Raw genomic sequence first — 25866 nt, 5'->3', positions numbered from 1 at the left:
CCCGATGCCCCGCAAGCCCGACCGCAAGCTCCCCGCCAAGAACCGTCCCAATCCGCTGGACCAGGCCGGGATCACGTACATCGACTACAAGGACACCGACCTGCTGCGGAAGTTCATCTCCGACCGCGGCAAGATCCGCAGCCGCCGGGTCACCCGGGTGTCGTCGCAGCAGCAGCGGCAGCTGGCCAAGGCGATCAAGAACGCGCGCGAGATGGCGCTGCTGCCGTACGCAGGACGCTGAGCGCCCGGCCCGGGTGAGGTTCCCCACGCTTGACGCGTGGGGGACCTCATGCCTGCGTTCCGGACCTCCCTCACGTGCACGCCGGGCGGACCGTCAGGGCCGGGAAGCCGACCGCCTGTCCGCCGATGGTGCGAGCCGGACACCGGCCCGCAGGACGACGTCCCGGTACTGCGAGAGGCCCATTTCTCCCTGGCCCCGCAGGTGTCGGTCGTCTTCCGCATCGAGCCTGGCCCGCTGCCGCCCGGTCCCCGGCCCGCGCGCCGCCAGCTCCCTCTTCTCGGCCGCGGGCCCCGCCGGGCCCCTCGTCCCCGCCGCCGAGTGGATGCTCCGCCTCCACCGGACCTCCGCCGAACCCGCCGACTTCCCCGTCTGCCCCCGGGAACGCGCGAGCAGGCAGGGCCGTCACAACAGACGAGGGCATCGGTAAAGCGGTCGTCAAAGCTGTAACCGCAGGACCACCCCGCGTGCACGTGCATCTGCTCATGCATCAGCACATGAACAGAGCTATGATCCGGGTCAGTTGACCACTGCATCAATGGCCACATAAGCCAGTGCACCACCGGGGAGCGACCTGTGGACCACGACGTGTACAACGGGATGGCGGCCGCCGGGCTGAACGGTGTGGCCTGGCAGAAGAGTCGGCACAGCAACTCGCAGGGCTCGTGCGTGGAGTTCGCCCGGCTCCCGGGCGGGGAGGTGGCCGTACGCAACTCGCGCTTCCCGGACGGGCCCGCGCTGGTCTACACCCGCGCGGAGATCGAGGCGATGCTGCTGGGTGTGAAGGACGGCGAGTTCGACCACCTGGTGGGCGGCTGACGAGTCGACAGGCCCCTTACAAACCGGGGGTAATCGGAAATCCACGCGCTGTGACGCGCGTAGAAACGCGGCGCCAGGAAGCGCCGCGGTTTCTCATTCGGAGCCGGACCGCGGCAGCCGGAACAGCGCCCAGACCACCTTGCCGCTGAGCGCGCCCGCGAGCGGATGCCAGCCCCAGCTGTCGCTGAAGGAGTCGACGAGGAACAGCCCGCGGCCCGACTCGGCGGAGAAGTCGTCGGTCTCCCGGGCGACCGGACTGTCGTGACTGGGGTCGCGCACCGCGCACACCAGACGCTCGGTCCAGCGCATCAGATGCAGCCGCACGGGAGGTTCCTGACCGCCGGCGCACACCGTGTTCCCCGGCAGGCCGTGCCGCAGGGCGTTGGTGACGAGCTCCGAGACCACCAGACAGACATCGTCGAAGCGGTCGCCCATGTCCCACTGGTCGAGGGTCCCGCGGGTGAACCGGCGCGCGTCGCGCACCGCTTCGTAGCGGGCGGGCAGAGCGCAGGAGGCGGCGTCGGACACGGCCGCTGGATCAAGCGGCGGAAGGCCCTGCCGTAACGGCTCGAGCATGGTTGATCCATTCGTCCCCATGCGAGGCACTCCCGAGAATTCGCGGTCGGTGCGATGCGGCGGTGGTGCGGGACCATGGTTTCGGATGCGTTCAGCAGATGCAAGGGCAGATGCACGTGCAGGTGACCGGAATGAGCCGTCCCGTACCGCTTGTTGGTCAATTTTTCCGTCATCTTCGCGTCTCTCTCCGGCCGTTCGCATGCCTCCTTCTTGCATTCGCGCGCGTGCGTTCTCCGATGCGATTCCGTTTCCGTAACCGGACGAGTACTGCTCGGAGTGTTTTAGTGGCAGACTTCGGGCCCTGAAGACGTTGGGGAGGCTGGCGAACGTGAGCGCGGGAGAGCCGGGATCGGTGGTGCGGCGCATGCTGCTCGGATCACAACTCAGGCGTCTGCGTGAGGCGCGGGGCATCACGCGCGAGGCGGCGGGCTACTCGATCCGCGCCTCCGAGTCGAAGATCAGCCGGATGGAGCTGGGCCGGGTGAGCTTCAAGACCAGGGACGTCGAGGACCTGCTCACGCTGTACGGCATCACGGACGAGCAGGAGCGCGCCTCCCTGCTGTCCCTGGCCAAGGAGGCCAATGTCGCGGGCTGGTGGCACAGCTACTCGGACGTGCTGCCCAGCTGGTTCCCGACCTACGTCGGCCTGGAGGGCGCCGCCTCGCTGATCCGGGCGTACGAGGTGCAGTTCGTGCACGGCCTGCTGCAGACCGAGGCGTACGCGCACGCGGTGGTCCGGCGGGGCATGCAGGGCGCGAGCGAGGCCGACGTCGAACGGCGGGTGGCGCTGCGTCTGGAGCGGCAGAAGTACCTCGTCGACGAGCGGGCTCCCGACTTCCACATCATCCTGGACGAGGCCGCCCTGCGCCGTCCCTACGGCGACCGCGAGGTGATGCGCGGTCAGCTCCAGCACCTCATCGAGATCTCCGAGCGGCCCAACGTACGCCTCCAGGTCATGCCGTTCAGCCTCGGCGGCCACTCCGGCGAAAGTGGCGCGTTCACGATCCTCAGCTTCCCGGAGTCCGATCTCTCGGACGTCGTCTACCTGGAGCAGCTCACCAGCGCGCTGTACCTCGACAAGGCCGAGGACGTCGCCCAGTACGAGAAGGCGCTCAAGGAACTGCAGAGCGACAGCCCGGGCCCCTCGGAGAGCCGGGACCTTCTGCGAGGGCTCCTCCAACTCTCCTGAAGGACTCCTCCAACTCATCTGAAACAGAAGTACGATGACGTGTGATCAGATCGTGAAGACGCGATCAGAGGTCTGCTTAGGGATCGAGGGATCACATGTCGTCGTCCTACTTCACCGACCTTGCACAGCAGTACATCGACGGTGAGTGGCGCCCGGGTACCGGCTCCTGGGACATCATCGACTTCAACCCGTACGACGACGAGAAGCTCGCGTCGATCACCATAGCCACGGCCGACGAGGTCGATCAGGCGTACCAGGCCGCGGCCCGTGCCCAGAAGCAGTGGGCGGCGACCAATCCGTACGCCCGCCGCGCCGTCTTCGAGAAGGCCCTGCGCCTGATCGAGGAGCGCGAGGCGGAGATCTCCGAGGCCATCATCGCCGAGCTCGGCGGCACCCGGCTGAAGGCCGCCTTCGAGCTGCACCTCGCCAAGGAGTTCCTGCGCGAGGCGGTCCATCTGGCGCTGGCGCCCGAAGGCCGGATCATCCCCTCGCCGGTGGACGGCAAGGAGAACCGCGTCTACCGCGTGCCGGTCGGCGTCGTGGGCGTGATCAGCCCCTTCAACTTCCCCTTCCTGCTGTCGCTGAAGTCCGTCGCCCCGGCGCTCGCGCTCGGCAACGCCGTGGTGCTCAAGCCGCACCAGAACACCCCGATCGTCGGCGGCTCCCTGGTCGCGAAGATCTTCGAGGACGCGGGGCTGCCCGGCGGTCTGCTGAACGTCGTCATCACCGACATCGCGGAGATAGGCGACGCCTTCATCGAGCACCCGGTCCCCAAGGTCATCTCCTTCACCGGCTCCGACGCGGTCGGCCGGCACGTGGCCACCGTCTGCGCCCGGCTGTTCAAGCGCTCGGTCCTCGAACTGGGCGGCAACAGCGCGCTGGTGGTCCTCGACGACGCCGACATCGACTACGCGGTCGACGCGGCGGTCTTCAGCCGGTACGTCCACCAGGGCCAGGTCTGCATGGCCGCCAACCGCGTCCTGGTCGACCGTTCGGTCGCGGACGAGTTCACCGAGAAGTTCGTCGCCAAGGTGAAGACCCTCAAGACGGGCGACCCGCGCGACCCGGGGACCGTCATCGGCCCGGTCATCAACTCCTCGCAGGCGGACGCCGTCTCCGGCGTGGTCGAGCAGGCCCTCGCCGAGGGCGCCACGGCCCTGGTGCGCGGCGGGCGGACGGACAACCTCGTCGAGCCGTCCGTGCTGACCGGCGTCCCCGCCGGCTCGGCCCTGCTGAAGCAGGAGGTCTTCGGGCCGGTCGCGTTCCTCGTCCCGTTCGACGGCGAGGAGGAGGCCGTACGCCTCGTCAACGACACCCCGTACGGTCTGAGCGGCGCCGTCCACACCGGGAACATCGAGCGGGGCGTCGCGTTCGCCAAGCAGATCGACACGGGCATGTTCCATGTGAACGACGGCACCGTCCACGACGAGCCGATCGTCCCCTTCGGCGGCGAGAAGCACTCCGGCATCGGCCGGCTCAACGGCGACACGATGCTGGACTCCTTCACCACGACCAAGTGGATCTCGGTGCAGCACGGGCGCAGCGGGTTCCCCTTCTAGAGCACCTCCGCACGTCACGGGACCGCTGCTCGAGACTCACTCGAGAAGCGGTCGAAGGCGGCTGGCCGATGTCCGGATTTCGTTGCGTGAGGCCGGTCCGGCCCACCATGCTCGTACCGCGTCCGTCGGGGCTGCCACAAGCAGTCGTACAGCGCAACTCCCCCTTGAATCACGTGGTTTGAGGGCGAGTGCTGGGTGATACTCAAATTGGAGTATCCGGTGATACGTTGTGCCCACCGACGGACGGAGTGAGTGCATGCACGAACAGGACGAGGTCCTCGACAGCCCGACCGGCTGGGTCGCCACGCATGTGCGTCGATACGTGGCCAGCGAGGGTTCGAAGGGGCACATCTGGTACGGAAAGCCGACGCTGCTGCTCACCACACGGGGCCGCAGCTCCGGGGCGCTGCGGCGGACCGGACTGATCTACGGGGAGGATCAGGGCAACTACGTCGTCGTCGGGTCCAACGGAGGATCCGACCGTCATCCTCACTGGTACCTCAACCTGCTGGCGGAGCCGCGGGTGCGAGTGCAGGTGGCCGCGGACACGTTCGAGGCGGTCGCCAGGGAGGCGGAAGAGGGGGAACGGGATCGCCTGTGGGAGGCGATGACCGTGATTTTTCCGCAGTACAAGAGCTACCGGAAGAAGACCGACCGGAAGATCCCCGTCATCGTGCTGGAGCCACAGGAGCCCGCACAGGACTGAGGGGAGTCCGACGCCTCCGGTGAGGGGGCGGCTACGGCGATGCTCGGGGGAGTGCGCGTCGGTCGAGGACCCGGTTCATCCCGGGTCCCGCGCGCGGACGGCAGGGGGCCGTGCCGTGAGGGGGGGACGCGTCATCGCGCCGTTCCACCCACTCGTTTCTCATCGAAGGGTTGGGTGTGTGTCATGGGCGGATTCAGTCGCCGCGGATTTCTGAGAACCACAGGGGCGGGTGCCGCGGCGGTCGCCACCACGGGGGCCGCCGCGGCACCGGCCGAGGCCGCGCGGGCCAGGGCCAACGTGTGTGTGCCGGAGGCGCCGGTCACCACGGTCGCCGCCGCCGACCCCCGGTACGGCGAACTGGTCGCCAGGGGATTCAACGCCCGCTTCGTCGGGTCACCGGACCTCGTGCACGTGGTCCACACGCCCAAGCAGATCGACCAGGTCGTCACGGACGCCGTGGCGGCCGGGAAGCGGATCGCGGTCCGCAGCGGCGGGCACTGCTTCGAGAACTTCGCCGACCACCGCGACGTCCGGGTGCTCATCGACACCTCGCCCATGCGCGCGGTCTACTTCGACAAGGAGCACCGGGCGTTCGCCGTGCAGCCCGCCGCCACCCTGGGCGAGGTCTACCGCACGCTGTTCTACGACTACGGCGTGACCCTGCCCGCCGGGATCTGCCCCCAGGTCGGCGCCGGCGGGCATGTCGCCGGCGGTGGGTACGGCCCGCTGACCCGTCGCGACGGCACCGTCGTCGACCATCTGTACGGCGTCGAGGTCGTGGTGGTGGACGCCAACGGCAAGGCCCGCACCCTCACCGCCACCCGTGAGCGGGACGATCCCCACCACGATCTCTGGTGGGCGCACACCGGCGGAGGCGGCGGCAACTTCGGCATCGTCACCCGCTATCTGTTCCGTACGCCCGGGGCCTCGGGCGACGACCCCTCGGGCCTGCTGCCCAAGCCGCCCACCCGGCTCCGCTCCACCTATGTGACCTGGTCGTGGGCCGATCTCGACCTGGCCAAGTTCACCAAGCTCGTCACCAACTTCGGCAAGTGGTACGAGCAGAACCACGCCGACGCCCGGTACGGCAGCCTCTACAGCACCCTGCACCTCAACACACACGCGATCGGCTCGATCTCCCTGGACATCCGCTTCGACGGCGGCCGCGCCGACGCCGCGGAACTGATCGAGCGGTACGTCGACGCCGTCAACGCGGGGACCGGGCTGGAGCCGGCCATCGAGCACGCCGAGGACCTCTGGCTCCAGGCCACCCTCGGGGCACGCTTCGACACCGGTGGCTACGACCGGCACAAGTCGAAGAGTGCCTACCTCAGGCGCACCTGGACGCCCGAGCGCATCAAGACCGTCCACAAGCACCTGACCGACCCCGCGTTCGAGGGGTGGGGGGCCGTCGACCTCTACTCGTACGGGGGGAAGGTCAACACCGTGGCGCCCGGTGCCACCGCGGTGCCCCAGCGGGACTCGATCCTCAAGGCGTGGTTCTCCGCCACCTGGATGGACCCGGGCCTCGACGACGTGCACCTGAACTGGATCCGCGAGCTGTACCGGGACGTGTTCCGCGACACCGGCGGCGTCCCCGTGCCGAACGACGAGCACGACGGCTGCTACATCAACTATCCCGACACCGACCTGGCCGATCCGCGCTGGAACACCTCGGACGTGCCCTGGCACACCCTCTACTACAAGGACGGATACCGCCGCCTCCAGAAGGTCAAGGCGAAGTACGACCCCCGCGGCGTCTTCCAGCACCCGCTCTCCGTCCGGCTTCCCTGATCCCTCCCCTGATTCCCGGCTGAAAGGAAACCGTCACCGTGCGACCCGGCCGAGCCCTCGGTACACAGATCACCCTGGGAGGCGACCTCACCGTGGGCCGGCTCGGCTTCGGGGCGCTACGGCTCACGGGCCCCCACCACTGGGGCCCGCCCACCCGGCCGGACAAGGCCGCCGAGGTCGCACGGTGCGCGGTGGAGCTCGGCGCGACGTTCATCGACACCGCCGACGTCTACGGGCTCGGGGCCAACGAGGAACTGCTCGCGTCGGCGCTCCACCCCTACGCACCGGGCCTGGTCGTCTCCACCAAGGCGGGCGAGGTCCGGCCCAGCCCTCACCAGTGGCGGGTGCTGGGCCGGCCCGACTACCTGCGCCAGCAGGCCGAGTTGAGCCTGCGCCGGCTGCGGCTCGAGCGCATCGAGCTCTTCCAACTGCACCGGGTCGATCCCCAGGTGCCGCTGGAGGACCAGGTCGGGGCGCTGAAGCAGCTCCAGGACGAGGGGAAGATCCGCCACATCGGGCTCTCCGAGGTGACGGTGGAGCAGATCGAGCAGGCCCGGGGCGTGGCACGCGTCGTGAGCGTGCAGAACAAGTACAACCTCTACGACCGGCGCTACGAGAAGGAGCTGGACCACTGCGAGCGGGAGGGCATCGCCTTCATCGCCTGGAAGCCGCTCGCCGGTACGGCCCGGCCGGCCCCGGACAGTGCGCTCGCCCGGGTGGCCGCGCAGACGGGTGCGACGACGACGCAGGTGGCGCTCGCCTGGCTGCTGCACCGCTCTCCCGCCCTGATGCCCATCCCGGGCACGGCCTCCCTGTCCCATCTGCGGTCCAACATGGCGTCGGCGGACATCGCCCTCGACGACGAGCAGCTGACCCTGCTCGACGGGGAGTGAGAAGCCGGGAGTGAGAAGCCGGGAGTGGGAAGCCAGGAGGGGGAAGCCGGGGAGTGAGAGTCCTGGGAACGAGCAGGCCGGGGAGTGAGAGTCCTGGGAACGAGGAGCCGGGGAACGAGCAGGCCGGGGGCCATCGCCCCCGGCCCCGGCCGCGTCCAGGGGCTGTCGCCCCGGCGCGGTCAGACGCTCAGTTCGCTCGCCACCGCCATCACGTACTCGCCGTACCCCGACCGGGACAGTTTCGCCCCGAGCCGGTGGCAGGCGTCGGCGTCGATGAAGCCCATGCGCAGGGCGACTTCCTCCAGGCAGGCGATCCGTACACCCTGCCGGTCCTCCAGGGTCTGGACGTACTGGCCTGCCTGGAGCAGGGACTGGGGAGTGCCGGCGTCGAGCCAGGCGAATCCGCGGCCGAACGTGACGAGTTTCGCCCGGCCCTGTTCCAGATAGATCCGGTTGACGTCGGTGATTTCCAGTTCGCCGCGTGCCGACGGGCGTATTCCGCGAGCGATCTCCACGACGTCGTTGTCGTAGAGATAGAGCCCGGTGATGGCGAGATTCGATCGGGGCTTTTCGGGCTTCTCCTCCAGGGAGACGAGTCGGCCTGATTCGTCGACCTCGCCCACGCCATAGCGCTCGGGATCGGTGACCGGATATCCGAAGAGGACACAGCCGTCGAGGTCCCGGGAGTGCACTTCCAGGAGATCGTAGAAACCGTTTCCGTGGAAGATGTTGTCACCGAGGACGAGGGCGACCGAGTCGTCGCCGATGTGGTCGGCCCCGGTGATGAACGCCTGCGCGAGTCCGTTGGGAACGGGCTGTTCAGCGTAGGTGAGGGAGATCCCCAGGTGGCTGCCGTCGCCCAGCAGTTGGCGCAGCTGAGGGATGTCGCCGGGCAGGGCGATGATGAGGATGTCCCGGACGTCGGCCAGCATCAGCGCCGACAGAGGGTAGTAGATCAACGGTTTGTCGTTGACGGGAAGCAACTGCTTCGAAACAGCCAGGGTGATCGGGTGTAAACGGCTGCCGTAGCCGCCTGCCAGCACAATTCCTTTCACTGGCTCCTCCTTAGTCTGGGCATTCTCTGCGACAGTAGGCCGGAAGTCTCGCGACCGACAACAATCGCCCAGCCGATATCGACCGCGATACGAGGTGAGGGCGCCATGGTCGCCTTCTGTTCAAGTTCGCTCGATCGGTTCTCGAGTCTGTTCCTTCCAAACTTGCATAGGGTGAACTTCATGGCCGTTGTTGATCGCGGCCGGCGTCGAAGAACCGAGAGGTATCGACCGCAAGGGGAGGAAGAACTGTCGTGGCGGCACTGACGAGCGAGAAACTCTTTGCCATCCTGCGTGAGTGCGCGGGGGAAGAGGAGTCCGTAACCAGCGCGGAAAACGCAGTTGACATGGAATTCACAGACCTCGGGTACGACTCACTGGCCCTCCTGGAGACCGCGGCCCGGGTCTCGCGCGAGTACGACGTGGAGATCCCCGAAGAGGATCTTTCCGAGGTGACGACCCCCGCCGGGTTTCTGGCCGTCGTGAATACGCTGCTGAAGGTGGCTTGATTCGTTCGGCGGCGCCCGTCGCGCCCGGGTCGTTCGTTGATTGCACAACCGGTTTGTTGCCCGCGCAACGAAAATTCCGGCGCTGACAGCGCTTTCCTTTCTGGCGACACTCTGTTCCCCCTGTGGGGAACTTGTGAAGCGCCTGAGGCGTTGCTGCTCGGTAGACCAGTAGCTTTCTGCGATCTATGGGGGAACGTCGTGAAGCTGGGTGTTTTAGGCCCACTTTCCGTGCAGGTCGAAGGCGATCTGCACACTCCGAGCGCACCAAAGATGAGAAGCGTTCTGGCCACATTGCTGGTGCACGCCGACCAGGTGGTACCCGTGTCGTCACTGATACGCGAACTCTGGGACGAGGATCCTCCGGTCAGCTGCCTGACCACGCTGCAGACCTACATCCTCAACCTGCGCAAGTTGCTGGCGTCCGCGACGGGAATGACCGCCCGTCAGGTCGCCTCCGAGATCCTCGTGACCCGGTCCGGTGGCTACCTCTTCCGCACCACCCAGGGGGATCTGGACGTCCACCGGTTCCACCAGCTCGTGTCGGACGGACGCAGGGCGCTGTCGTCGGGGGACGACAGCATCGCGCTGTCCACCCTCTCCAGCGCGCTGCAGCTGTGGCGCGGACCCGCGCTCGTGGACGTCGTCGCCGGCCGGATCCTCGAAGGGCGGCGCCAGCAGTTCGAGGAGTCCCGGCTGGTCGTCCTGGAGTATCTCGTCGACACCCAGCTGCGGCTCGGCATGTACCGCGAGGTGCTCACCGAGCTCGCGGCCCTGACGGCCGACAACCCGTACCACGAGGGCCTGCACGCCCAGTACATGCGGGCCCTCTACCTCAACGGCCGGCGGGCGCAGGCCCTGGAGCTCTTCCAGCGCCTGCGGGTCAACCTGGTCAACCATCTCGGCCTCGAACCCGGTCCGATGGCCCAGGAACTGCACCGTTCCATCCTCAACGCGGAGTCGATCGACGCGCAGGGCAACCTCCGCAGGCCCACCGGGGACATCGTGCGGATGTCGTCCTCCGGCGCGGTGCGCGTCTACTGACACCACGTGGAGCCCTGTCCGAGGGCCGGACCGGGCTCCACGTGCTCCGTGGCGGGCGCTTCAGGCCGTGTCCGGTCCGGTCCGCTTTCAGCTCGCGATCGACGCGCTGACGAACCGGACCGGGGTGGGCAGATGGAGCGGGCCCTCGCCGCGCAGCCGGTCCAGTTCGGTGGTCAGACGGTGGCGCAGCTGCCGGTTCTCGTACTCCGGGAGGTGCTGCCAGAGCAAGCGCATTCCCTGGGTGTGGGACCAGTCGACCCACGTTTCGCCGTCCGGCGCGCGCAGATCGATGTGCTCGTCGGCGATCTCCACGTCCTCGAAACCGGCGCCGGTCATCGTCCGGGTCAGGTCCCCGGTGTCCTGAAGCCAACTGTTGAACCGCCGCTTCAGCGCGTCCGGCCGCCAGTCGGCCGGCAGATTGCGCAGCAGGCGCTCGGGGATCAGTTCCGTGAACACGGGCGGCAGGAAGGGGAACGTGTCCTCCGTGAAGACCGGGCTGGTGAAGGCGATCCGGCCACCCGGCCGCAGCAGGGCCGCGTACCGGGGCAGCGCGGCCGGCGCGTCGGGCAGGAAGATCAGGCTGTAGCTGCCGGTCACCACGTCGAAGGAGGCGGGCGGAAAGTCCGGGTGCTCGCCGTCCATGACCCGGACCTCCACATGCCGGGCGCCGAGCGTGCCGGCCTGCCGGCGGGCCTCCTCGACCATGGCCGGTGCGATGTCGATACCGAGCACATGGCCGGACGGGCCCACCTTCTCCGCCGCCACGAACAGGGAAGCGCCCCGCCCGCATCCCACATCGAGAACACGCTGCCCGGGCTTCGGATCGGCCCTTTCCACCAGTCGCCGGCCCATCGGGGTGAAGAACTCGACGCCCAACTGGTCATAAGTCGCCGCGGCATTGTTGAACGCCTCGGTGACCGTCGATTTGTACTTCGTCTTGTCCATGGGTCCTCCGGGTGACGAAAGGCGACCTCACCACCCTGACCCGTCCCTCTGAAATGTGGGTCGGAAGGCGCTCGGTGGCCGCTCGAAACCGGCTTGTCAACGGGTCGAGCCGGTGCGGAAAAGGATTGTTGCGAAGAGGCGCGGAAGTCAGGATGAACTCATCGACGACCGACAAGGAGTGCCGACCGTGAGCGATCGCATCGACATTGTTCGCCGTATGGTGAACAGCTACAACACCGGAAAGACGGATGACGTCGCCGAGTTCATCCACGAGGAGTACCTCAATCCCGGTGCCCTGGAACACATGCCGGAACTGCGCGGCCCCGAGGCGTTCGCACTCGCGGTGAAGTGGCTGAAGCTCACTTTCTCCGAGGACGCGCATCTGGAGGAGATCGGCTACGAGGAGAAGGGCAGCTGGGTGCGGGCGAAACTCGCCCTGTACGGACGTCAGGTGGGCGAACTCGTAGGAATGCCCGCCACCGGGCGCAAGTTCTCCGGCGAACAGATCCACCTCATCCGGATCGTCGACGGGAAGATCCGCGACCACCGCGACTGGCCCGACTATCTCGGCACCTACCGCCAGCTCGGCGAGCCCTGGCCCACCGAGGAGGGCTGGCGCCCCTGAGCAGCGCCTCCGTTCCGGCACACCGACGCCCAAGGGAAGGAACACGGTGAGCTCTTCCGCACCCGGGGAACCCCTGGAACCGACCGACCAGGACCTCGACGTACTCCTGAAGAACCTCGGCAACCTGGTGACCCCGATGGCCCTGAGGGTCGCCGCGACGCTCCGCCTGGTCGATCACCTCCTGGCCGGAGCCGACACCCTCGCCGGCCTCGCCGACCGCACGGGCACCCACGCCCAGGCGCTCTCCCGCCTGGTCAGGCACCTGACCGTCGTCGGCGTCCTGGAGGGCGGAGAGAAGCCGGACCAGCCACTGCGCCCGACCCGGCTCGGGATGCTCCTCGCCGACGGCCACCCGGCCCAGCAGCGGGCCTGGCTGGACCTGAACGGGGCCGTCTCCCACGCCGACCTGGCCTTCACCGGGCTCCTCGACGTGGTCCGCACCGGCCGCCCCGCCTACGCCGGGCGGTACGGGCGGCCCTTCTGGGAGGACCTCTCGGCCGACGTGGCGCTGGCCGACTCCTTCGACGCCCTGATGTCCTGCGACGAGGACCTCGCCTACGAGGCCCCGGCCGAGGCGTACGACTGGTCGGCGGTCCGGCACGTCCTCGACGTGGGCGGCGGCAACGGCGGCATGCTCGCGGCGATCGCCCTGCGGGCCCCGCAGCTGCGGGGCACCCTCGTCGAACTGGCGGGTCCCGCCGAGCGCGCCCGGCGCAGGTTCGCGGACGCCTCCCTGGCCGACCGGGTCACGGTGGCGGAGGGCGACTTCTTCAAGCCGCTGCCCGTCACCGCCGACGTCGTCTTGCTGTCGTTCGTCCTGCTCAACTGGTCCGACGAGGACGCCCTGACGATCCTGCGCGGGTGTGTCAGGGCGCTGGAACCGGGCGGGAAGCTCCTGGTCCTCGACCGTGCCGATGTCGAGGGCGACGGCGCCGACCGGTTCTTCAGCACGCTGCTCGACCTGCGGATGCTGACGTTCATGGGGGGACGGGTGCGCACCCGGGACGAGGTCGTGGCCCTGGCCGCGTCGGCCGGTCTCGCCCTGGCCTCGGAGCGCACGAGCGGCTCCACGACCCTCCCGTTCGACTTCTCGATCCTCGAGTTCACCGCTGCCGCCAACCCCTCAGCACAGGAGTAGACACATGTCCGAACGCATCGTGCCGAGCGGGGACGTCGAGCTGTGGAGCGACGACTTCGGTGACCCGGCGGACCCGGCGCTGCTGCTCGTCATGGGCGGCAACCTCTCCGCCCTCGGCTGGCCCGACGAGTTCGCCCGGCGGCTCGCCGACGGCGGCCTCCACGTCATCCGCTACGACCACCGCGACACCGGCCGCTCCACCACCCGCGACTTCGCCGAGCACCCCTACGGCTTCGGCGAGCTGGCCGCCGACGCGGTCGCCGTCCTCGACGGCTGGGGCGTCGACCGGGCCCATGTCGTCGGCCTGTCGATGGGGGCGACCATCACCCAGGTCATCGCGCTCGACCACCACGACCGGCTTCGCAGCCTGACCATGATGCTCGGCGGCGGGCTCGACATCGACTTCGACGCCAACATCGAGCGCGTGATGCGCGGCGAACCCACGCTGGACGGCCTGCCCGGGCCCCAGCAGCCGTTCCTGGACGCGCTCGCCCTGATGAACCAGCCGGCCGAGGGACGGGCCGCCGAGGTGGCCAAGCGCGTGAGCAAGTGGCGCATCCTCTCCGGCACGGGCGTGCCGTTCGACGACGCCGAGTACGCGCGGTGGGAGGAACGGTCGATCGACCATGCGGGGGGCGCGCTCGCCGAGCCGTACGCGCACTACTCGCTGACCCTGCCGCCGCCGGCCCGGGCCGCCGAGCTGCGGGACGTCACCGTGCCGACCCTGGTCATCCAGGCCGAGCACGACCCGATCGCCCCCGCGCCGCACGGGAAGCACCTCGCCGGGCTCATCCCCACCGCCCGCCTCGCGGAGATCCCGGGCATGGGGCACGCCCTGCCGTCCTCGGTGCACGGGCCGCTCGCCGAGGTCATCCTCGCCCACACCCGCTCGGCGGTCTGACCGTGGCGGACGAGCAGCGCGCGGGAGAGACGATGTACGGGGCGGACCTGGCCCGGGTCTACGACCTGGTGCACCGGGAGCGGGGCAAAAACTACCGCGCCGAGACCGAGGCGGTCGCCGCCGCGGCCCGGCGGAGCAGGCCGGGCGCCGGACGGCTGCTGGACGTCGCGTGCGGCACCGGAGGGCATCTGCGGCACTTCGCCGACCTCTTCGACCACGTCGAAGGGCTGGAGCTGTCCGCGCCGATGGCCGAGGAGGCCCGGGCCGCGCTGCCGGGGGTGAGCGTGCACGCGGGCGATATGCGCGACTTCCGCCTCGGTACCACCTTTGACGTCGTGACCTGCATGTTCGGATCCGTCGGCTACATGACGTCGGTGGGCGAACTCGGCCGGGCGCTGGGCGCGTTCGCCCGGCATCTGGAGCCGGGCGGGGTGGCCGTGGTCGACCCGTGGTGGTTCTACGAGACGTTCGCCGACGGCCATGTCTCCGCCGACATCGTGACCGTCGACGGTGTCACCGTCTCCCGGGTCTCGCACTCCGCCCGCCGGGGCCGCACCTCGCACATGGACGTGCACTTCGTGGTCGCCGAACCCGGCGCCGGCGCCCAGCACTTCGTCGACACCCACATCATCTCCCTGTTCAGCCGCGCCGAGTACGAACAGGCCTTCCGGGAGGCCGGCTTCACGGTCGAGTACCTGCCCGAGGCGCCGTCGGGCCGCGGCCTGTTCGTCGGCGTCCGGGCGTGAACAGAGCGTCCGGGCGTGAACCGAGCGACGGGAACCGCAAGAAACGACGAGAGAGGTATGGCATGAACGACCACGAGGTCGATGTTCTGGTGGTGGGTGCGGGCCTCGGTGGCCTGTCGACGGCGATGTTCCTCGCCCGGCAGGGCGTCCGTGTGCTCGTCGTGGAGCGCAGGGCGGGCCTCTCGCCCTATCCGCGGGCCGCCGGGCAGAACCCGCGGACCATGGAGCTGCTGCGCATCGGGGGCGTCGCGGACGAGGTGGTCCGGGCCGACGACATCCGCGGCACCCAGGGCGACTTCGTCATCCGGCTCGCCCAGAGCGTGCGCGGCGAGATCCTGCGGACCGTCTCGGAGAGCTTCGACGACATGGTGGCCGCCACCGAGCCGTGCACACCGGCCGGCTGGGCGATGCTGTCCCAGGACAAGCTGGAGCCGATCCTGCTCGCGCAGGCGAGGAAGCACGGCGGATCCATCCGCTTCGACACCCGGCTGCTGTCGTTCAGCCAGGCCGCCGACGGCGCCGGTGTGACGGCTCGGCTGGTGGGGCCGGACGGCGAGTACGACCTGCGCGCCGGGTACCTCGTGGGCGCCGACGGCAACCGCAGCGTGGTGCGGGAGTCGCTGGGCATCGGGCGGTACGGGCACGGCACGCTGACCCACATGGTCGGGGTCATCTTCGACGCGGACCTCTCCGGGATCATGGAGCCGGGCACGACCGGCTGGTACTACCTCCACCACCCGGAGTTCAAGGGCACGTTCGGTCCCACGGACCGGCCCGACCGGCACACCCTGTTCGTCGAGTACGACCCCGACAAGGGCGAGCGCCCCGAGGACTTCACACCGGAGCGCTGCGTCGAGCTCATCGGCCTTGCCCTGGACGCCCCCGAGGTGAAGCCCGAGCTCGTCGACATCCAGGGCTGGGAGATGGCGGCCCGGATCGCCGAACGCTGGCGTGAGGGGCGGGTGTTCCTGGTCGGTGATGCTGCGAAGGTCACCCCGCCGACCGGGGGCATGAGCGGCAACGCGGCCGTCGCGGACGGGTTCGACCTGGCCTGGAAGCTGGCGGCGGTGCTGCAGGGGCAGGCCGGGACGGGACTCCTCGGTACGTACGAGGACGAGCGCAAGGTCGCCGCGGAGCTGGTCGTGGCCGAGGCGCTGGCGATCTACGCGCAGCGGATGGCACCGCACATGGCGGATGTGTGGGACAAGTCGGTGGGGTACCCCGAGACGCTGCTCGGGTTCCGCTACCGGTCCTCGGCGGTGCTGGCCACGGACGACGACCCGGCGCGGGTGGAGAACCCGCTGACGCCGAGCGGCCGGCCCGGCTTCCGTGGGCCGCACGTCGTGGTGTCCCGGCACGGGGAGCGGCTCTCGACGGTTGATCTGTTCGGCGACGGCTGGACCCTGCTCGCCGGTGAGCTGGGGTCGGGCTGGGTCGCGGCGGCGGAGGCGGCCTCGGTGGAGCTGGGGGTGCCGGTGAGGGCGTACCGGGTCGGGGCGGGGCTGACCGATGCCGAGAACCTGGTGTCCGAGCGGTATGGCATCGGCAAGGCCGGGGCGAGTCTGGTTCGGCCGGACGGGATCGTGGCTTGGCGTACGGATGAGGCGGCGGTGGATGCGGGGCAGACGCTCGAGGGGGTTCTGCGTCGGGTTCTTGCCCGCTAGAAGGAACTGGTTCGCGCCCCGCCGGAGGTTCTGGCGGGGCGCGGTGTTGTTGGCGGCTGCGGGCGGGTGGGGGTTGTTCGCGCAGTTCCCCGCGCCCCTAAAAGCGGGGCGTCAGCTCAAGCCCGCTTCCTGGGCAAGGGCATCGTGCGGGCGGGACTTGGGGTCGCCGATGAGCTTCGCCGCTCGGCGGACTCGGTCGAGGAGGAGGGCCTGGCGTTGGATCGCCGACGTGTCGGCCAAGGGGCCGGTGCCCGTGAGGGCCGCGCGGACGAAGGCGTCCATCGCGTTGAAGACCTGGTTGTCCTCGGGCAGCGAGCGCTCCGTCGTCACGTCCTGCTGCTCGATCCTGACCACGGGCTTGAGCTGCTCGGGGGGCGTGAAGGCGCGCCGGACGCTCACCCGGCCCCGGTTGCCCCACAGCGCGTAGGTCGAGCGGTAGGAGTGCTCGAAGCCGAAGTCCAGCTGGGCCGTCACGCCCCGGTCGTCGCTCAGCAGCACACTGCCCGCCACATCGGCCCCGGTCGCCTCGTCGACGCGCAGACACGCCCCGAGGACGTCGAGTTCCCCGGTGAGGTACAGCTGGGCGGCCCGCAGGGGATAGACCCCGACGTCGAGCAACGCGCCCCCGCCCAGGGCCGGCTGGTACCGGAACGAGTCCGGCGCCAGCGGCGGCACCGCGAACGACCCCGAGAACAGCCGCAAGTCCCCCACGGACTCGTCGAGCATCGCGCGTACCGCCGCGTGCTGGGAATGGTGCAGGAACATGAAGTTCTCGGCGAGCACGAGTCCGAGTTCCGAAGCGGTCGACATCAGCTCGAGAGTTTTCTCGTATGTGTCCGACATCGGTTTCTCGACCAGTACGTGCTTTCCCGAACGCAAAGCCCGCAGCGCCCACTCGTGATGCATGCCGGGCGGCAGCGGAATATAGACGGCGTCGAGGTCGTCCCGCTCGACGAGTGCCGCGTAATCCCCCACGCCACCGCAGCCGAAAGCGGCCCCCACTCGCTCGGCCCGGTCCTTGTCCCGGCTGGCCACCGCGACGAGCTCGACGTGGTCGTGCGCGGCGAGCACGGGCATGATCCGGCGTATCGCGATGTTCGCCGTGCCGATCACGCCCATGCGGAGCGCCCGTTGCTGACGGTGCTCTGGCATAGGGATCCTCATCACCTTGCGGGAGTCCAGTGGGTTCCCCACCGTACGGCCGGGAGATCAAGCACTGCTTGAGGAACGGTGGATACGGAAAACGGCAGTTCGAGCAGTTCGAGTGTTCTTCTAATTCGGCCCCGTACCTTGCCGAGGTAATCGGATGACGGAGGTGGCGGGGTGACGGCGGCGACGAATGCCCTGGGGCGCGAACTGCAACTCGTCCACGCGGCACAGTGGCTCTACGCGATCAACGCGGAGCCGTTCGTACCGGGGGCGGGTGACCCGTACGCCCGGCTGGTACGGGGATTCGAGAGTGGCGAGGACGGCGTGGGTGGGACTCTCACCTCCATCGCGGAGCGGGGGCCGGTGTGGCGCAGCCGGCTCGACACCTGGGTCGTCACCGGCCCCGCGGCGCTGCGGGAGCTGTCCGCCGGCGCGGAACCGGCGGTGTCCGCCGCGGTGCCGCAGGCGGAGGCCTGGCTGCCCGAACCGGAGCGACAGCGCACGACGGAACTCGCCCGGGACCTGGCGCGGCGGGGCGGGACGAGGGCTGTGGGGAAGCGGGCCGGAGCGCTGCGGGAGCTGGCCGGACAGGCCGTGGCCCGGCTCGGCCCGGGCCCGGTCGACCTGGTGGCGGACTTCGCCGAGCCGCTGACCGCGGCCGGGTTCGCCGCGCTCCTGGACGTCCCCGAGGAGCGGCGCGCGGCGTTCGCCGCCGACCTCGCCGCGGCGGCCCCGGCCGTGGACGCGCTGCTCTGCCCGCAGACGCTGGACACGACGCGGCGCCTGGCGGCGGGCGTACGCGGACTGCGGGAACTCTTCGCCGGGCGCGCCCAAGCGGAAGCGGACCTGGTGCTCGCGGTGGCCGGTGCCCGCGCCGCGGCGGACCTGCTCGGCGACGCGCTGCGCAGGGTCCTCGGCCGGCCGGGGGAGTGGGAGCCGCTGCGCTCGGACCCCGCGCACGCGGCCCGGCTGGTGGAGGAGGTCCTGCACCACCGGCCGCCGTGGCGGGCGTGCCCCTTGGTGGCCCTCTCCCCGGCGGAGGTGGCCGGCACCCGCATCGAAGCGGGCGACACCGTCACCGCCGTGAGCACTACTGCCGCCGGCGCTCCGGCCCCCCTTCCCGTGGCCGCCTGCGCCACGCTGCTCCCGGCCGCGCGGGCGCTGGCCGGGCACGCGCTGGTGGCGCTGGCCGCGCGGGACCCGCTGCCGCGGCCGGACGGCGAGCCGGTGCGCGTGCGCCGGGCGCCCCTGACCCGGCGCCTGGTCAGGCTGCCGGCCCGAATCGGCGAGGAGGAGACGCGATGAGGGTTCTGTTCACCTCACTGGCCCACCACACCCACTACTACCCGCTAGTACCGCTCGCGTGGGCGCTGCGCACCGCCGGCCACGAGGTGCGGATCGCCAGCCAGCCCGAGCTGACGGACGTCATCACGGGCACGGGGCTGACCGCCGTCCCAGTGGAGTGGTCGCTCGGCGCCCTGGAGGACCTCGGGCTGCTCGGCAAGCTCCACGACGAGGCCTCGGCCCATGTGCAGGGCTTCGACTACGCCGCCCGGGGCGAACACCCCTGGGACTACGAGCAGTTGCTGGCGCTGGAGAACATCATGGTGCCCACGCTCTACGGCGCGCTCAACAACGACACCATGGTCGACGCCCTCGTGGACTTCGCCCGCTCCTGGCAGCCCGACCTCGTCGTCTGGGAGACCTTCACCCTGGCCGGGGCCATCGCGGCCCGGGTGACGGGCGCGGCGCACTGCCGGCTGGTCTCGGGCCCGGACATCAGCGTGCGGGCCCGCAAGGAGTTCCTGCGGCTGGCCGCCGAGCAGGAGCCGGAGCACCGTGAGGACCCGACCGCCGAGTGGCTGGAGCGCACGCTGCGGCGGCTGGGTTCGGACGCCGGGTTCGACGAGGACATGGTCACCGGGCAGTGGACGGTCAACACCACGCCGCCCAGCACGCAGCTCGACCTCCAGCTGCCGACCGTGCAGGTGCGCCACGTGCCGTACAACGGGCCCGCGGTGGTGCCGGACTGGCTGCGGGCCGATCCCGGGCGCAGCCGCGTCTGTGTGACGCTCGGCTCCTCGGCCTCCGACGTCGGCGTCGACATGGCCGAGCTGCTGGCCCATCTCGCGGAGCTGGACGCGGAGATCGTCGCGACCGTGGACGAGGCGACCCGGGAGGCCGCGGGGGACCTGCCGGACAACGTACGCCTGGTCGACTTCGTCCCGCTCAACGACCTGCTGCCCACGTGCGACGCGATCGTGCACCACGGCGGTGTCGGCACCAAGGCGACGGCCGAACTGCACGCCGTGCCCCAGCTGATCCTGGCCTTCGGCTGGGACACCGAGGTGATGGGGCGCGGTCTTGAGGACATCGGCGCCGGTCTGTGTGTGCCGAGCGCCGACCTGCTTCCGGACGTCCTGCGCAAGCAGGTCCAGCGGCTGGTCGGCGAGCCCTCGTTCGCGCGGGGCGCCCGTCGGCTCCAGGAGGAACTGCTCGCCGTGCCCAGCCCCAACGAGGTCGTTCCGGTGCTGGAACGGCTGGTCGCCGAGCACGGCACGAACGGCTCAGTCCACGACCGAGGGTGAGGGATCCAGACGTGACGGACACCAAGGCGCTGGTGCTGGAACTGGCGCGCAAATACCACAAGGAACAGGAACCGCGCGGGTTCGAACCCGGGGTCACTCCGATCCTGTCCTCGGGCGCGGTCCTCGACGAGGAGGACCGGGGCGCGCTCGTCGAGGCGGCCCTGGAGATGCGGATCGCCGCCGGGGTGCGCACCCGGAAGTTCGAGAGCGAGTTCGCGCGCTACTTCCGGCTGCGCAAGGCCCACATGGTGAACTCGGGCTCGTCGGCCAACCTGCTGGCGGTCAGCGCGCTCACCTCGCCGAAGCTGAAGGAGCTGCGGCTGCGCCCCGGCGACGAGGCCATCACGGTCGGCGCCGGGTTCCCCACGACCATCAACCCGCTCGTCCAGAACGGTCTGACACCGGTCTTCGTGGACGTGGAACTGGGCACCTACAACGCCTCCCTGGCCCAGATCGAGGCGGCGATCTCCCCGCGCACCAGGCTCATCATGATCGCGCACGCCCTGGGCAACCCGTTCCCCGTCGCCGAGGTCGCGGAACTGGCCCGCAAGCACGACCTGTTCTTCGTCGAGGACAACTGCGACGCCGTCGGCTCCACTTACGGGGGCCGGCTCACCGGCACCTTCGGCGATCTGTCGACGGTGAGCTTCTACCCCGCCCACCACATCACCGCCGGCGAGGGCGGCTGCGTCCTCACCGCGAGTCTGGAACTGGCCCGGATCGTCGAGTCGATGCGCGACTGGGGCCGGGACTGCTGGTGCGAACCGGGCACCGACAACACCTGCCTGAAGCGGTTCGACTACCAGATGGGCACCCTCCCGGCCGGCTACGACCACAAGTACATCTTCTCCCACGTCGGCTACAACCTGAAGGCCACCGACCTCCAAGGCGCCCTGGCCCTGAGCCAGTTGAAGAAGGTCGACGACTTCGGCGCGGCCCGCCGGCACAACTGGCAGCGGCTGCGCGACGGCCTGGCCGACGTGCCCGGACTGCTGCTGCCGCGGGCCACCCCGGGCAGCGACCCCAGCTGGTTCGGCTTCGCACTGACCGTGCTGCCCGACGCGGGCTTCACCCGCAGGGACCTCGTCGACTTCCTGGAGGGCCGCAGGATCGGCACCCGCCGGCTGTTCGGCGGGAACATCACCCGCCATCCCGCCTACCAGGACGTGCGCTACCGGATCGTGGACGAGCTGGTCAACTGCGACACCGTCACGGAGGACACCTTCTGGATCGGCGTCTATCCGGGGCTCACCAAGGAAATGCTCGACTACGTCGTCGAGTCCATCACCGAGTTCTGCACGCGAAAGGGCTGATCCGACGATGTCCACCATGGCCACACCCACCAGCCGGGTCGCCGTCGTCACCGGCGCCACCAGCGGGATCGGCCTCGCCGTCACCCGCTCCCTGGCCGCCGTCGGCCACCGCGTGTTCCTCTGCGCCCGGGACGCCGACCGGGTCGCGCTCACGGTCAAGGAGCTGCGCGCCGAGGGCCACGACGTGGACGGCGCCGCATGCGACGTACGGGAGGTGGCGCAGATCGAGGCGCTGATGTCCGCCGCGGTCGAGCGCTACGGGCCCGTCGAGGTGCTCGTCAACAACGCCGGCCGCAGCGGCGGCGGCCCGACGCACGCCATCGCCGACGAGCTGTGGGACGACGTGATGGCCACCAACCTGGACAGCGTCTTCCGCGTCACCCGCGCCGCCCTGACCACCGGCCGGATGCGGGAGGGGAGCTGGGGCCGGGTCGTCAGCATCGCCTCCACCGGCGGCAAGCAGGGCGTGGTGCTGGGCGCCCCCTACTCCGCCTCCAAGCACGGCGTCGTCGGCTTCACCAAGGCCCTCGGGCTGGAACTGGCCAAGTCCGGGATCACCGTCAACGCGGTGTGCCCCGGCTATGTGGAGACGCCCATGGCGGTACGGGTCCGGCAGGGCTACGCCGCCGCCTGGGAGACCACCGAGGAGGAGGTGCTCGACCGGTTCCAGGCCAAGATCCCGCTCGGCCGCTACACCACGCCCGACGAGGTGGCGGGCATGGTCGGCTATCTGCTGACCGACGCGGCCTCGTCCGTCACCGCGCAGGCGATCAACGTCTGCGGCGGGCTGGGAAACTACTGAGGAGAGCCATGTCGGACGAGACCACGCACACCACCGTCCACGAGATCGAGGTGCGGGCCCCGGCCGGGGCCGTGTTCGACCTGATCGCCGAGGCCCACCGCTGGCCCGTGCACTTCCCGCCGAGCGTGCACGTCGAGCGCCTGGAGGGCGACGACCGGCAGGAGCGGCTGAGGATCTGGGCGACGGCCAACGACGAGGTCAAGAGCTGGACCTCGCGCCGTGAACTGGACCGGGCCGGGTTACGGGTGACGTTCCGGCAGGAGGAGTCGCGGACGCCGGTGAAGAGCATGAGCGGCGAGTGGCTGCTTGAGCCCCTCGGCGATCAGGGCACCCGGGTGCGGTTCACCCACGCGTTCACCGCCGTCGACGACGACCCCGAGCACGTCGAGTGGATCCGCCGGGCCATCGACACCAACACCGCGTCCGAACTGGAGGCCCTGCGCCGGGGTGTGGAGGACGCGGACCCGGAGCTCACCTTCACGTTCGACGACAGTGTGCGCGTCGACGGCTCGGCGAAGGACGCGTACGAGTTCATCCGCGCGGCCGACCGCTGGACGGAGCGGCTGCCGCACGTCGCCCGGGTCGTCCTCACCGAGGACACCCCGAACGAGCAGCTCCTGGAGATGGACACGCGTACCGCCGACGGCGCGACCCACACCACCCGTTCGGTGCGCGTCTGCTTCCCGGCCGAGCGGATCGTCTACAAGCAGATCCAGACACCCGCGCTGATGGCGGCCCACACCGGTGAGTGGATCTTCGAGGAGGACGACAAGGGCTGCACCGTCACCTCCCGGCACACCGTGCGGATCGCGCCGGACGCCGTGACCACCGTCCTCGGTCCGACGGCGGACGTGGCCGCCGCCCGCACCATGATCCGGGACGCCCTCGGCCGCAACAGCCTCACCACACTGCGGTGCGCGGCCGACCACGCCGAGCGGCTGCGCGGCACCGGGCCGGTCCCCGCCGATACCTATGTCGCCGTGCAGCAGTTCTACGCCCGGCAGATGCGGCTCCTCGACGAGCGGCGGGCCGAGGAGTGGGCGCGGACGTTCACCGAGGACGGCGTCTTCGCGCAGAACATCGTCCCCGAGCCCCTGCGCGGCCGGGACGCCGTAGCCGCCGCCGTACGCCGCAACCTGGAGCGGACGGCGGACACACCGGAGCAGCGACGGCACGTGTTCTCCATGCTCACCGTCGTGCCCGGGCCCGACGGCTCCCTGAGCACCCGCTGCTACGCCCAGGTCCTGGCCACCCCGCCCGGGGGACCGGCCCGGCTGCACCTGAGCGCGGTGTGCGAGGACGAACTGGTGCCGCACGGCGACGGCTGGCTGGTGCGTCACCGCAAGGTCGAGCACGACGGCGTCTGAGCGCCCGCGCCGACCGTCACACACCTTCGGGCCGCACCGGCGAACGGTGCGGCCCGAAGGCGTTGCGCGGCCCGGGGGCCCGGGGGCCCGGGCGGTCGGGGTCAGGTGAGGGAGAGGCCGCCGTCGACCGGGACGACCGCGCCCGTCATGTAGCGGCCCTCGGGGTCGGCCAGCGTGGTGATCCACCAGGCCACGTCCTCGGGACTGGCGACGCGCCCGAGCGGGATCCGTTCGGCGAGCTGTCCCAGGAACCCCTGGTACTGCTCGGCGGACATGCCGACGCGCTCGCCGATGCCGGTGTCGGTCACGCCCGGGGCGACCGACACCACGCGGATACCGCGCGGCGCCAGCTCGACGGCCCAGGTGCGGGTGAAGTGGTTCAGCGCCGCCTTCGTACCCCAGTAGACCGAGTTGTCGGGGAACCCCTGGATGCCCAGCGAGCCGGCCGAGCTGACGTTGACGATGGTGCCGCCGGTCGCCTCCAGGGCGTCCAGGGCGGCCTGTGCCACGAAGGCCGGGGCGATCAGGTTGACGGCGACCTGCTGCTCGGTCGCGGCCCGGTCGAGTTTGGCGAGTGGCGCGAACGAGCCCGTCCCGGCGTTGTTGACCAGCACGTCCACCCGCCCGAACGCCCGCAGCGCGGCCTCCACCACCGTTTCGCCGGCCCCCGGCTCGGTGATGTCCGCGACCAGGGTGCGGATGCCTTCATGGCCCTCGGCCGTCTCGTCGAGGGCGGCGGCGGTGCGGCCCACGACCAGGACACGGTCGCCCCGCGAGGCGAAGCGGCGGGCCGTCGCACGGCCGATTCCGGTGCCTCCACCAGTGATGATCACAGTCCTAGGAGTCATGCCGGGACGCTACGGGCGAGGGCTCGAAGCCGGGTCGAGGTCAGAGCGCCGGCCGGTCGTCCCGGGTGATGTGCCGCTCGGCCACGAGCAGTTCACCGTCCCGCCGGACCAGCCGGTCGCGCATCACACAGGACAGCTCCAGGCGCGGTGCGCCGCCCCGCGGGGTCGCGAGGATCTGCACGTACGAGACGGTCTCGGTCCCTTCGCCGGTGCTCCGGGCGGTCGTCATGGTCACCCAGTGGCGGTGCGTCTCCCCGGCCGCGGCCCGCCCCTCGACCGCCGCCCGCGCACCGGCGGCGATGCCGTCCCGGCCCCGGACGGGCTCCGTCATCGAAGGGGCCTGGAAGGTGGCGTCGGCTGTGAAGGTGCCGGCCCACGCCTCCGCCTCGCCCCCGTCGAGCAGCTGCATGTGGCGGGCGTAGAACTGCTCGATGTCCGTGCTGTTCATGAACGGCCTCCCTACGACGGTCCTCCGACCCTGACGCACCCCTGTCGCACGTCTGTCGAATCCCGCTCGAGAGCGCCGCGCGGTCGTCGAGCGGTCTTCCAATGCCTTCCGAGCGGCTGCGGCCAGGCTGGCCGGGTCGTCCAGGAGGTGACCGTGCGCATCATTGACCTGTCCTCGCCGGTGGACGCCGGCTCGTTCGAACCGGACCCCGTGGTCCACGAGGTGATGTCCCCACGCGAGGGCGCGCTGCACATGCGCGACGAGATGCGGCGCCACTTCGACATCGAGTTCGACCCCGACGACCTGCCCGACGGCGAGTTCCTCTCGCTGGACCGGCTGAGTCTGACCACCCACACCGGCACGCACGTCGACGCGCCCTCGCACTACGGCTCCCGGACGACGTACGGCACCGGCGTGCCCCGGCACATCGACGCGATGCCGCTGGAGTGGTTCCTCGCCCCCGGAGTCGTCCTGGACGTCCGGGGCCGCGAGGCCGGCGTGGTCGACGCGGCGGACCTGCGCAAGGAACTCGACCGGATCGGCTGCACGCTCGCCCCGTCCGACATCGTGCTCCTCAACACCGGGGCCTCCGCGTGGTCCGGCACCAGCCGGTACTTCACCGACTTCGTCGGTCTCGACGCGAGCGCCATCGCCTTCCTGCTCGACGCGGGCATCCGGGTGGTCGGCACCGACGCGTTCAGCCTGGACGCGCCGTTCACCACGATCATCGCCGAGTACCGGCGCACCGGGGACCCCGCCGTGCTCTGGCCGGCCCATGTCGCCGGACGCCACCGGGAGTACTGCCAGATCGAGCGGCTCGCGGGCCTGGAGGAGCTGCCCGCGCCGTACGGCTTCCAGGTGGCCTGCTTCCCGGTGAAGGTCGCAGGCGCCGGGGCCGGCTGGGCGCGCGCGGTCGCCCTCGTCGACGACCAGGACCCCCTGACCAGTCCCTGACC

At 70.3% G+C, this 25866-nt stretch carries 26 protein-coding genes; 20 read left to right on the top strand and 6 right to left on the bottom strand.

What is annotated here, in order from left to right:
• Window positions 1-4: 4 nt before the first annotated feature.
• Complete coding sequence (gene rpsR / locus ACIBK5_RS31120; RefSeq protein ID WP_399024671.1) at window positions 5-241, top strand: 30S ribosomal protein S18; 237 nt, start codon at window positions 5-7, stop codon at window positions 239-241.
• A gap of 597 nt (window positions 242-838) precedes the next feature.
• Window positions 839-1057, top strand: a complete 219-nt coding sequence (locus ACIBK5_RS31115; protein ID WP_221299255.1) for a DUF397 domain-containing protein — start codon at window positions 839-841, stop codon at window positions 1055-1057.
• A gap of 93 nt (window positions 1058-1150) precedes the next feature.
• On the opposite strand, the gene ACIBK5_RS31110 is transcribed toward ACIBK5_RS31115, so the two are convergent.
• Entirely contained in the window at window positions 1151-1654 is a 504-nt protein-coding gene (locus ACIBK5_RS31110; RefSeq protein ID WP_399024669.1) for an ATP-binding protein, read from the bottom strand.
• 343 nt (window positions 1655-1997) lie between these two features.
• Here ACIBK5_RS31110 and ACIBK5_RS31105 point away from each other — a divergent pair, with 343 nt between their 5' ends.
• The 5 genes from ACIBK5_RS31105 (at window position 1998) to ACIBK5_RS31085 (ending at window position 7774) form a co-directional block, all read left to right on the top strand.
• Complete coding sequence (locus ACIBK5_RS31105; RefSeq protein WP_189725931.1) at window positions 1998-2822, top strand: helix-turn-helix transcriptional regulator; 825 nt, start codon at window positions 1998-2000, stop codon at window positions 2820-2822.
• Between the two features lie 95 nt (window positions 2823-2917).
• Window positions 2918-4381, top strand: a complete 1464-nt coding sequence (locus ACIBK5_RS31100) for an aldehyde dehydrogenase family protein (protein ID WP_399024667.1) — start codon at window positions 2918-2920, stop codon at window positions 4379-4381.
• A 256-nt stretch (window positions 4382-4637) separates the two neighbouring features.
• The gene (locus ACIBK5_RS31095; protein ID WP_391101509.1) at window positions 4638-5087 is read left to right on the top strand and encodes a nitroreductase/quinone reductase family protein; all 450 of its coding nucleotides are present in this window, start codon (window positions 4638-4640) and stop codon (window positions 5085-5087) included.
• A 183-nt stretch (window positions 5088-5270) separates the two neighbouring features.
• Window positions 5271-6881 carry an FAD-binding oxidoreductase gene (locus tag ACIBK5_RS31090; RefSeq protein WP_399024665.1) on the top strand — a complete coding sequence of 537 codons (1611 nt, stop codon included), beginning with the start codon at window positions 5271-5273 and terminating at the stop codon, window positions 6879-6881.
• A gap of 38 nt (window positions 6882-6919) precedes the next feature.
• A complete protein-coding gene (locus ACIBK5_RS31085) occupies window positions 6920-7774 on the top strand; it encodes an aldo/keto reductase (protein ID WP_399024663.1) in 855 nt (284 codons plus the stop codon).
• A gap of 179 nt (window positions 7775-7953) precedes the next feature.
• On the opposite strand, the gene rfbA is transcribed toward ACIBK5_RS31085, so the two are convergent.
• The gene (rfbA, locus tag ACIBK5_RS31080; protein WP_399024661.1) at window positions 7954-8829 is read right to left on the bottom strand and encodes a glucose-1-phosphate thymidylyltransferase RfbA; all 876 of its coding nucleotides are present in this window, start codon (window positions 8827-8829) and stop codon (window positions 7954-7956) included.
• Window positions 8830-9080: 251 nt separating this feature from the next.
• Between rfbA and ACIBK5_RS31075 the strand changes: the two genes are divergently transcribed.
• Complete coding sequence (locus ACIBK5_RS31075) at window positions 9081-9335, top strand: acyl carrier protein (RefSeq protein WP_031103832.1); 255 nt, start codon at window positions 9081-9083, stop codon at window positions 9333-9335.
• A gap of 270 nt (window positions 9336-9605) precedes the next feature.
• Window positions 9606-10376 (top strand): BTAD domain-containing putative transcriptional regulator, encoded by a 771-nt coding sequence (locus tag ACIBK5_RS31070; protein ID WP_399024659.1) that lies wholly within the window; start codon window positions 9606-9608, stop codon window positions 10374-10376.
• Window positions 10377-10463: 87 nt separating this feature from the next.
• Here ACIBK5_RS31070 and ACIBK5_RS31065 read toward each other — a convergent pair whose 3' ends face one another.
• Window positions 10464-11321, bottom strand: a complete 858-nt coding sequence (locus tag ACIBK5_RS31065) for a class I SAM-dependent methyltransferase (RefSeq protein ID WP_399024657.1) — start codon at window positions 11319-11321, stop codon at window positions 10464-10466.
• A gap of 187 nt (window positions 11322-11508) precedes the next feature.
• Between ACIBK5_RS31065 and ACIBK5_RS31060 the strand changes: the two genes are divergently transcribed.
• The 5 genes from ACIBK5_RS31060 to rdmE all read left to right on the top strand — a co-directional run bounded on the left by ACIBK5_RS31060 (window position 11509) and on the right by rdmE (window position 16395).
• Entirely contained in the window at window positions 11509-11946 is a 438-nt protein-coding gene (locus ACIBK5_RS31060; RefSeq protein WP_193483074.1) for an ester cyclase, read from the top strand.
• A 46-nt stretch (window positions 11947-11992) separates the two neighbouring features.
• Entirely contained in the window at window positions 11993-13084 is a 1092-nt protein-coding gene (locus ACIBK5_RS31055) for a methyltransferase (protein ID WP_399024654.1), read from the top strand.
• A 4-nt stretch (window positions 13085-13088) separates the two neighbouring features.
• Window positions 13089-13985 (top strand): alpha/beta fold hydrolase, encoded by an 897-nt coding sequence (locus ACIBK5_RS31050; protein ID WP_399024653.1) that lies wholly within the window; start codon window positions 13089-13091, stop codon window positions 13983-13985.
• Between the two features lie 32 nt (window positions 13986-14017).
• Entirely contained in the window at window positions 14018-14731 is a 714-nt protein-coding gene (locus tag ACIBK5_RS31045) for a class I SAM-dependent methyltransferase (protein ID WP_399024908.1), read from the top strand.
• Window positions 14732-14793: 62 nt separating this feature from the next.
• On the top strand, window positions 14794-16395 hold the full coding sequence (gene rdmE / locus ACIBK5_RS31040) for an aklavinone 12-hydroxylase RdmE (protein ID WP_399024652.1): 1602 nt from the start codon (window positions 14794-14796) through the stop codon (window positions 16393-16395).
• A 111-nt stretch (window positions 16396-16506) separates the two neighbouring features.
• Here rdmE and ACIBK5_RS31035 read toward each other — a convergent pair whose 3' ends face one another.
• Complete coding sequence (locus tag ACIBK5_RS31035; protein WP_399024649.1) at window positions 16507-17547, bottom strand: Gfo/Idh/MocA family protein; 1041 nt, start codon at window positions 17545-17547, stop codon at window positions 16507-16509.
• Window positions 17548-17718: 171 nt separating this feature from the next.
• Here ACIBK5_RS31035 and ACIBK5_RS31030 point away from each other — a divergent pair, with 171 nt between their 5' ends.
• The 5 genes from ACIBK5_RS31030 to ACIBK5_RS31010 are packed head-to-tail and all read left to right on the top strand — an operon-like array spanning window position 17719 to window position 23614.
• The gene (locus ACIBK5_RS31030) at window positions 17719-18849 is read left to right on the top strand and encodes a hypothetical protein (RefSeq protein WP_399024647.1); all 1131 of its coding nucleotides are present in this window, start codon (window positions 17719-17721) and stop codon (window positions 18847-18849) included.
• A complete protein-coding gene (locus ACIBK5_RS31025) occupies window positions 18846-20132 on the top strand; it encodes an activator-dependent family glycosyltransferase (RefSeq protein WP_399024645.1) in 1287 nt (428 codons plus the stop codon). The genes ACIBK5_RS31030 and ACIBK5_RS31025 overlap by 4 nt, the downstream gene beginning before the upstream one ends.
• 11 nt (window positions 20133-20143) lie before the next feature.
• The gene (rfbH, locus tag ACIBK5_RS31020; protein ID WP_399024643.1) at window positions 20144-21445 is read left to right on the top strand and encodes a lipopolysaccharide biosynthesis protein RfbH; all 1302 of its coding nucleotides are present in this window, start codon (window positions 20144-20146) and stop codon (window positions 21443-21445) included.
• Window positions 21446-21461: 16 nt separating this feature from the next.
• Window positions 21462-22247, top strand: a complete 786-nt coding sequence (locus ACIBK5_RS31015) for an SDR family NAD(P)-dependent oxidoreductase (protein WP_399024641.1) — start codon at window positions 21462-21464, stop codon at window positions 22245-22247.
• 8 nt (window positions 22248-22255) lie between these two features.
• Window positions 22256-23614 carry a nuclear transport factor 2 family protein gene (locus ACIBK5_RS31010; protein ID WP_399024638.1) on the top strand — a complete coding sequence of 453 codons (1359 nt, stop codon included), beginning with the start codon at window positions 22256-22258 and terminating at the stop codon, window positions 23612-23614.
• A gap of 101 nt (window positions 23615-23715) precedes the next feature.
• Here ACIBK5_RS31010 and ACIBK5_RS31005 read toward each other — a convergent pair whose 3' ends face one another.
• Entirely contained in the window at window positions 23716-24447 is a 732-nt protein-coding gene (locus tag ACIBK5_RS31005) for an SDR family NAD(P)-dependent oxidoreductase (RefSeq protein WP_399024906.1), read from the bottom strand.
• A gap of 55 nt (window positions 24448-24502) precedes the next feature.
• The gene (locus ACIBK5_RS31000; protein WP_399024636.1) at window positions 24503-24910 is read right to left on the bottom strand and encodes a nuclear transport factor 2 family protein; all 408 of its coding nucleotides are present in this window, start codon (window positions 24908-24910) and stop codon (window positions 24503-24505) included.
• A gap of 153 nt (window positions 24911-25063) precedes the next feature.
• Between ACIBK5_RS31000 and ACIBK5_RS30995 the strand changes: the two genes are divergently transcribed.
• A complete protein-coding gene (locus tag ACIBK5_RS30995; RefSeq protein WP_399024634.1) occupies window positions 25064-25864 on the top strand; it encodes a cyclase family protein in 801 nt (266 codons plus the stop codon).
• Window positions 25865-25866 lie beyond the last annotated feature (2 nt).

The organism is Streptomyces sp. NPDC050546, from assembly GCF_044457425.1.
Classification (GTDB): domain Bacteria; phylum Actinomycetota; class Actinomycetes; order Streptomycetales; family Streptomycetaceae; genus Streptomyces.
This window is presented reverse-complemented; position numbering and strand designations above follow the sequence as displayed.